General features: G+C 46.8%; 11 protein-coding genes and 5 tRNA genes. All 16 read right to left on the reverse strand.

All coding sequences use genetic code 11. From position 1 onward, the window contains the following. Window positions 1–54 precede the first annotated feature (54 nt). The 16 genes from rpoB to DQX04_RS07690 all read right to left on the reverse strand — a co-directional run bounded on the left by rpoB (window position 55) and on the right by DQX04_RS07690 (window position 12,546). A complete protein-coding gene (rpoB, locus tag DQX04_RS07615) occupies window positions 55–4,083 on the reverse strand; it encodes a DNA-directed RNA polymerase subunit beta (protein WP_111915295.1) in 4,029 nt (1,342 codons plus the stop codon). A 208-nt stretch (window positions 4,084–4,291) separates the two neighbouring features. Further along, entirely contained in the window at window positions 4,292–4,672 is a 381-nt protein-coding gene (gene rplL / locus DQX04_RS07620; protein ID WP_111915296.1) for a 50S ribosomal protein L7/L12, read from the reverse strand. A gap of 49 nt (window positions 4,673–4,721) precedes the next feature. Continuing rightward, window positions 4,722–5,240: a 50S ribosomal protein L10 gene (gene rplJ / locus DQX04_RS07625; RefSeq protein WP_111915297.1), complete on the reverse strand. Its 519-nt coding sequence runs from the start codon at window positions 5,238–5,240 to the stop codon at window positions 4,722–4,724. A 275-nt stretch (window positions 5,241–5,515) separates the two neighbouring features. Beyond that, the gene (gene rplA, locus DQX04_RS07630; protein ID WP_111915298.1) at window positions 5,516–6,217 is read right to left on the reverse strand and encodes a 50S ribosomal protein L1; all 702 of its coding nucleotides are present in this window, start codon (window positions 6,215–6,217) and stop codon (window positions 5,516–5,518) included. A gap of 3 nt (window positions 6,218–6,220) precedes the next feature. Next, a complete protein-coding gene (gene rplK, locus DQX04_RS07635; RefSeq protein WP_111915299.1) occupies window positions 6,221–6,649 on the reverse strand; it encodes a 50S ribosomal protein L11 in 429 nt (142 codons plus the stop codon). 116 nt (window positions 6,650–6,765) lie between these two features. Beyond that, window positions 6,766–7,311 (reverse strand): transcription termination/antitermination protein NusG, encoded by a 546-nt coding sequence (gene nusG, locus DQX04_RS07640; protein ID WP_111915300.1) that lies wholly within the window; start codon window positions 7,309–7,311, stop codon window positions 6,766–6,768. 19 nt (window positions 7,312–7,330) lie between these two features. Then, a complete protein-coding gene (secE, locus tag DQX04_RS07645) occupies window positions 7,331–7,708 on the reverse strand; it encodes a preprotein translocase subunit SecE (protein ID WP_111915301.1) in 378 nt (125 codons plus the stop codon). Window positions 7,709–7,772: 64 nt separating this feature from the next. Next, window positions 7,773–7,849, reverse strand: a tRNA-Trp gene (locus DQX04_RS07650). Between the two features lie 155 nt (window positions 7,850–8,004). Next, entirely contained in the window at window positions 8,005–8,523 is a 519-nt protein-coding gene (locus tag DQX04_RS07655; RefSeq protein ID WP_111915302.1) for a hypothetical protein, read from the reverse strand. An 8-nt stretch (window positions 8,524–8,531) separates the two neighbouring features. Then, the gene (locus DQX04_RS07660; RefSeq protein WP_165831964.1) at window positions 8,532–9,263 is read right to left on the reverse strand and encodes a glycerophosphodiester phosphodiesterase family protein; all 732 of its coding nucleotides are present in this window, start codon (window positions 9,261–9,263) and stop codon (window positions 8,532–8,534) included. Window positions 9,264–9,289: 26 nt separating this feature from the next. Continuing rightward, window positions 9,290–10,264: a DUF4382 domain-containing protein gene (locus DQX04_RS07665; protein WP_111915304.1), complete on the reverse strand. Its 975-nt coding sequence runs from the start codon at window positions 10,262–10,264 to the stop codon at window positions 9,290–9,292. 610 nt (window positions 10,265–10,874) lie between these two features. Next, window positions 10,875–12,059, reverse strand: coding sequence for an elongation factor Tu (gene tuf, locus DQX04_RS07670; protein ID WP_111915289.1), 1,185 nt, complete (start codon window positions 12,057–12,059; stop codon window positions 10,875–10,877). A 105-nt stretch (window positions 12,060–12,164) separates the two neighbouring features. After that, a tRNA-Thr gene (locus DQX04_RS07675) sits at window positions 12,165–12,240 on the reverse strand. Window positions 12,241–12,257: 17 nt separating this feature from the next. After that, window positions 12,258–12,332, reverse strand: a tRNA-Gly gene (locus tag DQX04_RS07680). Window positions 12,333–12,367: 35 nt separating this feature from the next. Continuing rightward, window positions 12,368–12,452 (reverse strand) — tRNA-Tyr (locus DQX04_RS07685). Window positions 12,453–12,470: 18 nt separating this feature from the next. After that, window positions 12,471–12,546: transfer RNA gene (locus tag DQX04_RS07690), tRNA-Thr, on the reverse strand. Between the last annotated feature and the right edge of the window lie 66 nt (window positions 12,547–12,612).

The following is a 12,612-nucleotide window of genomic DNA, read 5'->3' on the forward strand; positions in this document are numbered from 1 at the left end:
CCTGTCGGAGTTAAGTCTTGCTAGGAGCCCCGCAGGGCTCCTACCCCGGGGTCTTTAATCGTCTTCCAGCTCGATATTGATACCGAGAGAGCGAATTTCTTTCAACAATACGTTGAACGACTCCGGCATACCTGGATCCATCTGATGGTTACCATCAACAATGTTCTTGTACATCTTCGTACGGCCGTTGACGTCGTCTGATTTCACCGTCAGCATTTCTTGCAACGTGTACGCTGCGCCGTATGCTTCAAGTGCCCAAACTTCCATCTCACCGAAACGCTGACCACCGAACTGAGCTTTACCACCCAATGGCTGTTGCGTTACGAGGCTGTAAGAACCTGTTGAACGAGCATGCATTTTGTCGTCTACCAAGTGGTTCAGTTTCAGCATGTACATGTAACCCACCGTAACTGGACGCTCGAAAGAGTCACCGGTACGGCCGTCAAACAATGTAATCTGACCTGAACGTGGTAGGTCTGCTAGCTCTAGCAAGCCTTTAATTTCTTCCTCTACAGCACCGTCGAATACTGGCGTTGCAATTGGAAGACCTTTCTTCAAGTTTCCAGCTAAACGTAATACTTCTTCGTCGCTGAAATCTTTAATATTAACTTGCTGACGACCACTTCCGAGGTCGTAAACTTTCTGTAGGAACTCACGTACAGACTTCACTTTTTCTTGTGCTTCAAGCATGTGCTCGATCTTACGACCGATACCGCGAGCAGCTGCACCAAGGTGCGTTTCAAGAATCTGACCGACGTTCATACGAGACGGTACACCTAGTGGGTTCAATACGATATCCACTGGCTCACCGTTTTCGTCGTAAGGCATATCTTCTACAGGAACGATTGTAGAGATAACACCTTTGTTCCCGTGACGACCTGCCATTTTGTCACCAGGCTGAATGCGACGTTTAACCGCTAGGTAAACTTTCACAATTTTCAGTACGCCAGGCTGTAGGTCATCACCTTGAGTGATTTTGCGACGCTTCGCTTCATAACGCTTGTCGTAGTCGTCACGAATGTCCGCGTGCTGAGCAGCAAGTTGCTCAAGATCTTGTTGAGCGTCTTCGCTCTTCAAGTTCTGTGTTAGCCATTTTGGGCGATCAAGTGCAGCAAGTTTCGACTCATCAAAACCGTTTGCAAGCAACAAGCTACGAACACGAGTGAAGATACCTTCTTCAAGAATCTTGAACTCGTCAGTTAAGTCTTTCTTAACTTGCTCAAGTTGCATTGCTTCAATGTCTAACGCACGTTTGTCTTTCTCGATACCGTCGCGAGTAAATACTTGTACGTCGATAACCGTACCATTTACACCATTTGGTACACGCAAAGAGCTGTCTTTAACGTCTGACGCTTTCTCACCAAAGATTGCACGTAGTAGCTTCTCTTCAGGTGTAAGTTGCGTTTCACCTTTAGGTGTAACTTTACCTACAAGGATGTCGCCGCCATTCACTTCAGCACCGATGTAAACAACACCAGATTCGTCCAGCTTGCTCAATGCAGACTCACCCACGTTTGGAATATCTGAAGTTACTTCTTCAGAACCAAGTTTGGTGTCACGTGCAATACAGCTTAACTCTTGAATGTGAATCGTGGTTAAACGGTCTTCTTGAACTACGCGTTCACTAATAAGGATTGAATCCTCAAAGTTATAACCATTCCAAGGCATGAACGCTACGCGCATGTTTTGACCAAGCGCTAGTTCACCCATGTCCGTAGAAGGACCGTCTGCAAGTACGTCGCCACGTTGCACTGGCTCGCCACTGCGAACGTTAGGAATTTGGTTAATACACGTGTTCTGGTTAGAACGTGTGTACTTAGTCAGGTTGTAAATGTCGATACCCGCTTCTCCAGGTACCATTTCTTCTTCATTTACACGAACAACGATACGCGCCGCGTCAACGAAATCTACAACACCGCCGCGTTTAGCAACAACAGTTACACCTGAGTCAACCGCTACTGTGCGCTCGATACCCGTACCTACTAGAGGTTTGTCTGCGCGCAAGCTTGGTACTGCTTGACGTTGCATGTTCGAGCCCATCAATGCACGGTTGGCGTCATCGTGTTCTAGGAACGGAATCAAGCTCGCTGCAACCGATACGATTTGCTGCGGTGAAACGTCCATGAACTGAATTTCGCTACGGTTCATTAACGTGAATTCGTTGTTGAAACGACAAGGTACTAATTCTTCAACGATCTCGCCTTTGTCGTTCAATTCGATGTTCGCCTGTGCGATTGCGAATTTACCTTCTTCAATCGCAGACAAATAATCAACGTCGTCGGTAACCACACCGTCAACAACCTTACGATAAGGTGTTTCTAGGAAACCATACTCATTGGTACGTGAGAACGTAGACAAAGAGTTGATTAGACCGATGTTCGGACCTTCCGGTGTTTCAATCGGACATAGGCGACCGTAGTGTGTTGGGTGTACGTCACGTACTTCGAAGCCTGCACGCTCACGTGTTAAACCACCCGGACCTAATGCAGAAATACGACGCTTGTGCGTAACTTCTGAAAGCGGGTTGTTTTGGTCCATGAACTGAGACAATTGGCTTGAACCAAAGAACTCTTTAACCGCAGCTGAAATAGGCTTCGCGTTAATTAGGTCTTGCGGCATGATGCTGTCTAAGTCACCTTGACTTAAACGCTCTTTCACAGCGCGCTCTACACGAACTAGGCCAACACGGAATTGGTTCTCTGCCATTTCGCCTACTGAACGAATACGGCGGTTACCCAAGTGGTCAATGTCATCCACTACATCGATACCGTTACGGATTTCGATAAGCTTCTTCATGACATCAACGATATCTTCTTTCGCTAATGTGCCAGCACCTGTTTGTTCGTCACGACCTAAACGGCGGTTGAACTTCATGCGACCTACTGTAGACAAGTCATAGCGGTCGTCTGTGAAGAACAAGTTTTCAAACAAGCTTTCTGCTGCGTCTTTAGTTGGCGGCTCGCCCGGACGCATCATGCGGTAAATTTCAACTAACGCTTCTAACTTGTTGGTAGTTGAGTCAATACGCATGGTTTCGCTGATGTAAGGACCATGGTCTAGGTCGTTTACAAACAACGTTTCAAATTTCTTAAAGCCAGCTTCACGCAGTTCCGCAAGTAGCTCTAATGTGAGCAAGCTGTTCGCAGGCGCTACAACTTCACCTGTCTTCTTGTTCACATAATCTTTCGCAAGTACTTTGTCGACCAAGTAATCTACTGGTACTTCCATTTCCTTGATTTTTAAGTCGCCTATCTGCTTGATGTGACGCGCCGTTACACGACGGCCTTTTTCAACGATCACATCACCGTCTGGGCTCTTAATCTCGAACAATGCAGTTTCACCACGAAGACGCTCTGGAACCAGTTCCATGAAGATCTTGTCGCGGCGTACTTCGAATTTTGTAGTTTCGAAGAACATTTCGAGAATTTGCTCGTCGTTGAACTCAAGTGCGCGCAAAATAATAGTTGCAGGCAATTTACGACGGCGATCGATACGCACGAATACGTTGTCTTTCGGGTCAAACTCGAAGTCGAGCCATGAACCACGGTAAGGGATAACGCGTGCGTTATATAAAACTTTACCTGAAGAGTGTGTTTTACCACGGTCGTGGTCAAAGAACACACCAGGTGAGCGGTGTAGCTGAGAAACGATAACACGCTCTGTACCATTAATAACAAAGGTACCGTTTTCAGTCATGAGCGGAATTTCGCCCATGTACACTTCTTGTTCTTTAATGTTTTTAACGGTGCCTGCCGGCGCGTCTTTGTCATAGATAACAAGACGTAAAGTTACGCGCAAAGGAGCAGAATATGTAACACCGCGAATTTGACATTCATTAACATCAAAAACAGGCTCTCCAAGGCGATAGCTGACGTATTGCAGCTCGGTGTTGCCGGAGTAGCTTGCAATAGGGAATACCGAACTAAACGCTGCTTCTAAGCCATATTGGCCTTCGTCGTCTGGTTCAATAAACTTCTTAAATGAGTCAAGCTGTGTTGAGAGCAAATACGGAACTTCTAGTACGTGGGGACGTTTCCCGAAGTCCTTACGAATACGTTTTTTTTCAGAGTAGGAGTACGCCATGGGGTTCCTCAGCTAGCTGATTTCTGACCCAAGCTGCCTATATTTTGGCAGCAGCCAACAGATTTCGTCACAATCCGTCCGCCTGTGTTCGGTTGTAAGATGAAGTCGGAACACAGGAAACCGACCTATCCTTTTTAGCGCAAAAAGGCTGGTGATTGTAAAATCACCAGCCTAAAGCCTTTTACGGCCTTAATTCAAGTTAAGAGTATTACTTAACTTCAACTTCAGCACCAGCTTCTTCAAGCTGCTTCTTCAGTTCTTCGGCTTCGTCTTTAGACACGCCTTCTTTAACTGCTACTGGAGCAGACTCAACCATTGCTTTAGCTTCTTTCAAGCCAAGGCCAGTTGCGCCGCGTACAGCTTTGATTGCAGCAACTTTGTTACCGCCAGCAGCTTTAAGTACTACGTCAAATTCAGTTTTCTCTTCCGCCGCACCAGCGTCACCGCCTGCAGCTGGACCAGCAGCTACTGCAACAGCAGCAGAAGCGTCAACACCGAATTTTTCTTCAGCAGCTTCGATCAACTCAACCAATTCCATAACTGGCATTTCAGCGATCGCGTTTAAGATATCTTCTTTAGTCAGAGCCATTTCTCTAAACTCCCGGGTTTAAGTAAATAAAAATAAATTGTTAAGTCGCTTATTTGGCGTCTTTGATTGCAGACATAACGCGAACGAATTTCGTAGGTACTTCGTTGATAGTACGAACAAATTTCGATACAGGCGCTTTGAATGTCGCAAGCAATTTGGCCAACGCTTCGTCGCGTGTTGGAAGTGATGCTACAGCGTCTAACTTCTCAGGACCTAGTAGGCCAGAGCCGAGAGAAAGTGCAGTCACTTGCAGTTTCTTGTTTTCCTTAGCGAAATCTTTAAACAGACGAGCTGCTCCGCCAGGTGCTTCAATAGAGAAGCCATAAACAAGAGGACCTGTTAGTGCCGGATCCATGTCTTCGAACTTAGTGCCTTGTAAAGCGCGCTTCGCCAAAGTGTTACGAATAACTTTTAAGTAAACACCTTGCTCACGAGCTTGTGCACGAAGTACGGTCATGTCCGCTACTTCCATACCACGATACTCAGCAACAGCGACGGATAGAGCTTCTGAAGCTACTTCGTTAACTTCTTTAACGATCAGCTTTTTTGCTTCTAAACCTAGTGCCACTAGTATCACCTCGTTTTTTAAGGGAAACGGAAAAACCGTACCCTATCGTTACAATTTGGTGAGCTCGCATAATGCTTACTCACCGCTTTGTCACGGTGAATCTCTTACCCAGAGAGTCTGAGTCGGATATCACCATCTGCGCAGGCCCTTCTCAAAGAAGAAGCAATTAAGTTCGTGCCTCGCGGCATGAACACCTGCGGTCTTGGATGAGAGCCACTTCAACAACTACTTGAGGAGGCGACTCCAACCCTAAAACCATGCTTTATACGTCGCGATTAACCGCGCGCGTCTAAAGTACCTTGATCAACGCGAACGCCAGCACCCATAGTGGTTGAAAGGCTTACGCGGCTGATGTAAGTACCTTTGGCTGAAGAAGGCTTCGCTTTCTTCAATGCAACCAAAAGTGCTTCTAAGTTTTCTTTCAATTTCGCATCTTCGAAATCTACACGACCGATGGTGCAGTGAATGATACCGTTCTTGTCGTTACGGTAGCGTACCTGACCAGCTTTCGCGTTTTGTACAGCTGTTTCAACGTCTGGAGTAACCGTACCAGTTTTAGGGTTAGGCATAAGACCACGAGGACCTAATACTTGACCCAACTGACCAACAACGCGCATTGCGTCTGGAGTTGCGATTACCACGTCAAAATTCATTTCACCTTTCTTCACCTGTTCAGCAAGGTCTTCCATGCCTACTAAGTCAGCGCCCGCAGCTTTTGCTTTATCTACGTTTGCGCCAGAAGTGAATACAGCTACTCGAACGTCGCGTCCTGTACCGTTAGGTAGAACAGTTGCGCCACGTACGTTTTGATCTGATTTACGAGCGTCGATGCCAAGGTTCACTGCAACGTCTACGCTTTCAGTGAATTTAGCAGTCGCTAATTTTTTCAATAAGCCAATCGCTTCAGTTACGTCGTAGTCACGAGTACTATCGATCGCTTCGCGGATTGCTTTCATACGCTTAGTTAAACGTGCCATGACTTACCCCTCTACCTTCAAGCCCATTGAACGAGCAGAACCGGCGATTGTACGCACAGCAGCGTCCATATCAGCAGCAGTTAAGTCTGGTTCTTTGGTCTTCGCGATTTCTTCCAGTTGAGCGCGCGTCACAGTACCCACTTTTTCAGTGTTAGGACGGCCAGATCCGCTCTTGATACCTGCAGCTTTTTTCAACAAGAAAGACGCTGGAGGAGTCTTAGTAATGAACGTGAAAGAACGGTCTTCAAAGACAGTAATTTCAACTGGAACCGGAGCGCCTTTTTCTAGGCTGTCTGTTTGTGCGTTGAACGCTTTACAGAACTCCATGATGTTCACACCGTGCTGACCTAGAGCAGGACCAACCGGTGGTGAAGGGTTTGCCGCACCAGCTGCTACTTGCAGCTTAATGATGGCGGAAACTTTCTTTGCCATGATATAAACCTCTGTTTTTAGGGTTAAACGCCTCGTATACCAAGAGGAGACATACTCAAACGGCTACCCAAATTCCAAAAAACGGAGGCGGATTGTATAGGAATCCGCCAGCGTGATCAACCTTTTTCGACTTGACTGAAATCCAAATCGACTGGCGTTGAACGACCAAAAATAGATACCGACACTTTCATGCGGCTTTTTTCGTAATCGACTTCTTCAACTGTACCGTTGAAATCTGCGAACGGACCGTCGATAACACGAACCATTTCACCTGGTTCGAACAATGTTTTCGGACGTGGTTTGTCTGCAGACTCAGTAAGGCGGTTAAGAATCGCATCAGCTTCTTTTTGTGAAATTGGAGCTGGACGCTCTGCTGTTCCACCAATAAAGCCAAGAACGCGAGGCGTGCTTTTTACTAAGTGCCATGTTTCATCGTCCATAGCCATTTCAACAAGCACGTAACCTGGGAAGAACTTGCGCTCACTTTTACGTTTTTGCGTACCGCGCATTTCTACAACTTCTTCAGTAGGCACAAGAATTTGACCGAAACGGTCTTCCATACCGTGAAGCTTTACTTGCTCTTGTAGAATTTTAGAAACACGACCTTCATAGCCTGAGAAAGCTTGAACTACGTACCAACGTTTTTTTGCTTGTTCTGCCATAATTGCTCTCCCAGCCTAATTAAACCGAAACGCCTGTTGCAAAGCCAACAACGCGTACAAGAATACCGTCTAAGCCCCAAAGTATAAGAGCAACTACCAATGTAGCCGCTAACACGATAAGTGTTGTATTGGTGGCTTCTTTACGCGAAGGCCAAACAACCTTGCGTACTTCAGTGCGACTTTCTTTTGCAAAACCTAAGAACTGTTTACCACGAGCTGTTGTTGCAGCGAAGAACGCCGCTGCCGCTACTAATGCAATAACGCCTAGCGCACGGAATACAACAGAAACTTCGCCATAGTAAGAATTACCAACAACCGCAGCAGCTAAAAGCGCGATGGCGAGCACCCATTTTACGATATCCATTGGGTTTGATTGACTCTCAGTGTTTGCACTCATGTTTTCAAAATCCTGCACATCTTTGCGTTGAAAGTGCGTACGCTACGCACACACCTAAAAATTCTGGCAGGGGTGGAGGGATTCGAACCCCCAACCGTCGGTTTTGGAGACCGCTGTTCTACCAATTGGAACTACACCCCTAAAACAAACTACATCCATTCATGCGATACACTAACCTTGTGCGTTTCAAAACATGCGTTGGCATGCAAGGGAAAGTAAAGGGAAGTGACCAGAATGGACGCGTCATTATACCGATAGACTCGGTAAAAGCAAGCGCAGGTTGGGAGGAAATTCGCTTAGAATCGATAACCTATTTGCACACCGGTTGTGCTGGTATTTTCAACGTCACTAAAGCTGTAGCCGGTAAAGAAACCAACATGAAAGCCTGACTGTTCAATGCCATTGAAAAAGTAGTTGTAGGTAGCGGCCAAACCTAGCATGGAGTCAGCGCGCCAGTATGTACTTCCATTTCTTAAGCGGGTGGTAACCTCACTTCCTAAGCTTCCCGCATATAACCCTAAGGCGTGTTTATTACTCACATCTAATAGCTGTTGTAAAAGGTCGGTTCTTTGATAAGACACGCCTACTCCGAACAGTTCCCCGTAACGGTCGGTATTACTCATAATACCTGAGGAGGCACTCAAATAAGTGTTATCGAATGTGTATCCAGCGGAAGCGCCAATTCCAGTATAATTCACCCCAACGCCTGCTGCGAACTTTAAGTCTGTCCAATCAAACTCGTCAGCTTCAGCCTTTTGCGATACCAAGCCATTTAATACCAGTACCGCTGACAATAATAAAAATGGTTTCGCCATTACTGTTCCTAATCAAATGCGGGTTTAAAATGAGCGTGGTTCGTTAACAGTTCGTCTACACCCGCCTTCAAAGCCTGCTCATGTTGCCTCTTCGTTTCAGGCAAATACCCAATAACTTTAGCACCCTGATCATGAAATCTCGACACTACGCCTTTATTTAATATCGGAACACCTTTCAACACAGGCGGAACAGCGTAGGTTTGGTTTCGTTGGATACTGCCTAATCCGGGTAACCCGAAAAGTGCTGCCGTTCCCGCTCGGTAGCAAGCTTTGTCACGGGCCATAAACTTAGCCTTGGGAATACGGGCAGCAAGAATATCTTCATGCTGAGCGTTCCAACACAAAAATCTTGCGTGCTTTTCCAGAAAGTTCTTAACGCTATCGTCAGAAGTCAGTGCATGCAGTTTAGTAATCGTTTGCGCCGCGTTTTCCGGCTTTATATCCAGAATCCAGTCGAACTTTGAGAACTCCTCGAAGAACTCATCAAAAAACAGCAAGCGTTGTCCGTTCGGTAGCTCCACTCGTTGTAATTCAGCTCTAGACATCAGATGAATAGGTACGAAATGGCGAGCAATCCGACCCAAATCTGGGTCGTGACACAAAACAATATGGCCGTCGCTTGAGCAGCGCAGGTCGGTTTCCAAATGAGTGAAACCATGCTCTAGCGCTGCCCTAAACGATTCGGCCGTATTTTCCGTAGTTGACTCACAGTACCCACGATGGCTAATCCATGTGGTCACGTCGATATCTCCTCTTTAGCGACGAATTATTCTTCTGTTTCTTCGACGAGAAGTTCTAATGTATCGCCGGCAATGACTTCGATATCTTGTGTGTGAATAAAGTTCAATGTGTCTTCTGCGGTTGGGTCGTCTTCCGTGTCACATGTTAAGCCCAGCGTATAAGGGCCAGCAGCTACGAAACCAATTTCAAATGGGTATTCCATAGCTCCGTCATAATACACCGCTACACTCGCATAAGGATCTGACTCGTTGTCTTGGTTGTCTTGCATGTCTTCAACTGCAACACCTGCGCCTTCATAAAAGTACACCGACGCTACAGGAACAGATGCGTCTTCAGGGGCTACCGTACACTCGTTGTTGGTCAACAGCGCTTCGTCTAATCGACCATTGATATTACCGGTTTCGGCATTATCCACCAAACGAACACCTCGCGGCTTCAATTGGTATTGGCCAAGACCTGGAGGCGCAACAAGAGCCTGTCTAAGTTCAAATTCTAAGGTGTAGTTAAAAGTTTGGTTCGCCGTCAGCGTTAAACCATCAAGACGTAGTTGGTTGGAAGGAACGCGTAACGAAACTGTCTCGCCTCCGATAGTTTCTACGTAACTACCATTGTCAGCGATATTTAAGCGAAATTGCCCGTACTCACCTGGCTCAACTTCAACGCCTTCGATGAAGTCGCTCGAATTCGCACCTTGCAGGGTTAGCAAATCAAACCCGTGCGTATTTGGAATAACATTTCCAGTATTGTCGGTACACATGTCGTTAGGACCAACGACACCTTCGTCACCTACATTCATAGTTACCGGGTCGCCGTTACCCACAAGTTCAATACCTGAAAAGCACACAACTACTTTGTTTGCGTTTTCTACAGGAGCATCACTCACTCCAAGACTGAAGACAGCTGGTCCGCTGTTTGAAGAACTGTCGGAGCCACAACCGGCTACGCCCAACACCAGAAAAGCAGGTGCAAGTATTGCTTTGGTTAGTACTGAATTGTTCATAAATACTCCTAGCTACACTAATTTATGTACCCAGAGTGTAGAATATTATCCGCTAATATTCAGCCGCTTTACAGAAATATTGCACAATGGGGTCAGAGCACTCAGTGCACAATGGGGTCAGAGCACTCAGTGCTCTGACCCCGTCTTCAATATCGCTCTAAGCCATAGGCTTTGGGGGTTTCAGAGAAATTCTAAGAGGCTCCGCGCAATCCCCCTGTTGAAGCTGAGTTTACCTCTTAATCTATTGTTTATAACAACCTTTTCCTAAAAAACAAATGGGGTCAGAGCACCTAGTGCTCTGACCCCATCTTCTTTTGCGTACAAAAAAGCCCGCTCGAAGCGGGCTTTTCAATTCAGCTTGCTAGCTCTAGATTAGTCTACAATCTTAGATACTACGCCAGCACCTACTGTACGGCCTCCGGCTGAACATAGAGGCAAATACGTCCATGTAGCATCGCTCCGGCTCGGCCTCCATGCCTCACGTTAAAACCTGAGCGAGATGTACTCGCTCTTTCCGGTTTTAACCCTACCCGCAAACCGTGAAGCTGGCCTCCAAATACAAAAAAGCCCGCACGAAGCGGGCTTTTCAATTCAGCTTGCTAGCTCTAGATTAGTCTACAATCTTAGATACTACGCCAGCACCTACTGTACGGCCACCTTCACGGATTGCAAAGCGTAAACCTTCGTCCATCGCGATTGGCGCAATCAAGTCTACAACGAATTTAACGTTGTCACCTGGCATGACCATCTCTACGCCTTCTGGCAACTGTACCGCACCTGTTACGTCCGTTGTACGGAAGTAGAACTGTGGACGGTAGCCTTTGAAGAATGGAGTGTGACGTCCACCTTCTTCTTTGCTCAGTACGTATACTTCCGCTTCAAATTTAGTGTGCGGAGTAATTGTGCCTGGCTTCGCCAATACTTGACCACGTTGAATCTCTTCACGCTTCGTACCACGTAGCAACGCACCGATGTTCTCACCTGCACGACCTTCGTCTAGAAGCTTACGGAACATCTCTACACCCGTTACTGTAGTCTTCGTAGTGTCTTTGATACCTACGATTTCTACTTCGTCACCAGTGTTTACGATACCGCGCTCTACACGACCTGTTACTACCGTACCACGACCTGAAATTGAGAATACATCTTCAATCGGCATCAAGAACGGCTTGTCGATGTCACGCTCTGGCTCTGGGATGTATGAATCTAAAGCTTCTGCTAGCTCTACAATCTTCTTCTCCCAAGCTTCGTCGCCTTCCAACGCTTTCAACGCTGAACCTTGGATTACTGGCAAGTCATCACCAGGGAATTCGTATTCTGAAAGCAATTCACGTACTTCCATTTCTACCAATTCCAACAACTCTTCATCGTCTACCATGTCACATTTGTTCATGAATACTACGATGTAAGGTACACCTACCTGACGTGACAACAAGATGTGCTCACGTGTTTGTGGCATTGGGCCGTCAGTAGACGCTACAACCAAAATTGCGCCGTCCATCTGCGCCGCACCCGTGATCATGTTCTTAACATAGTCAGCGTGACCTGGGCAGTCTACGTGCGCGTAGTGGCGTGTTGGCGTGTCGTATTCAACGTGTGACGTTGAAATCGTGATACCACGCTCACGCTCTTCTGGTGCGTTATCGATTGCTGCGAAGTCTTTTGCAGCACCACCATAAGTTTTTGCCAAAACCGTTGTGATTGCAGCGGTTAGAGTAGTTTTACCGTGGTCAACGTGACCAATTGTACCTACGTTAACGTGCGGTTTTGAACGTTCAAACTTCTCTTTAGCCATGACAGCCTCTCTCCAGATTATGCGATCCCAACGGACGCGATCTTTGGTTGTAAATTAAATTCGTTTAAATTTTAAATTAAATAGGGAGGATAGCACAAATGAGCCTGGTGCTGATAGGCGGATTTGAACCGCCGACCTCACCCTTACCAAGGGTGCGCTCTACCAACTGAGCTATATCAGCATGCGGCTTATTTCTAATGGAGCGGGTGGCGGGAATCGAACCCGCGTCATCAGCTTGGAAGGCTGAGGTAATAGCCATTATACGACACCCGCATTCAGAACTGGGCTACCTCGGACCTATAAAAAAATGGTGGAGGGGGCAGGATTCGAACCTGCGAAGGCTGAGCCGTCAGATTTACAGTCTGATCCCTTTGGCCACTCGGGAACCCCTCCCCGATTTTTCTAAAAAGTTGGTGCCGGCAGAGAGAGTCGAACTCCCGACCTACTGATTACAAGTCAGTTGCTCTACCAACTGAGCTATGCCGGCACCCCGATTAGGTGGAGCGCATTCTAGGGGATCATTTAAGGTCTTGCAACTGTGATCCCACATTTT

It is taken from the genome of Aliidiomarina sp. B3213 (genome assembly GCF_003290085.1).
In the GTDB taxonomy this organism is placed as follows: domain Bacteria; phylum Pseudomonadota; class Gammaproteobacteria; order Enterobacterales; family Alteromonadaceae; genus Aliidiomarina.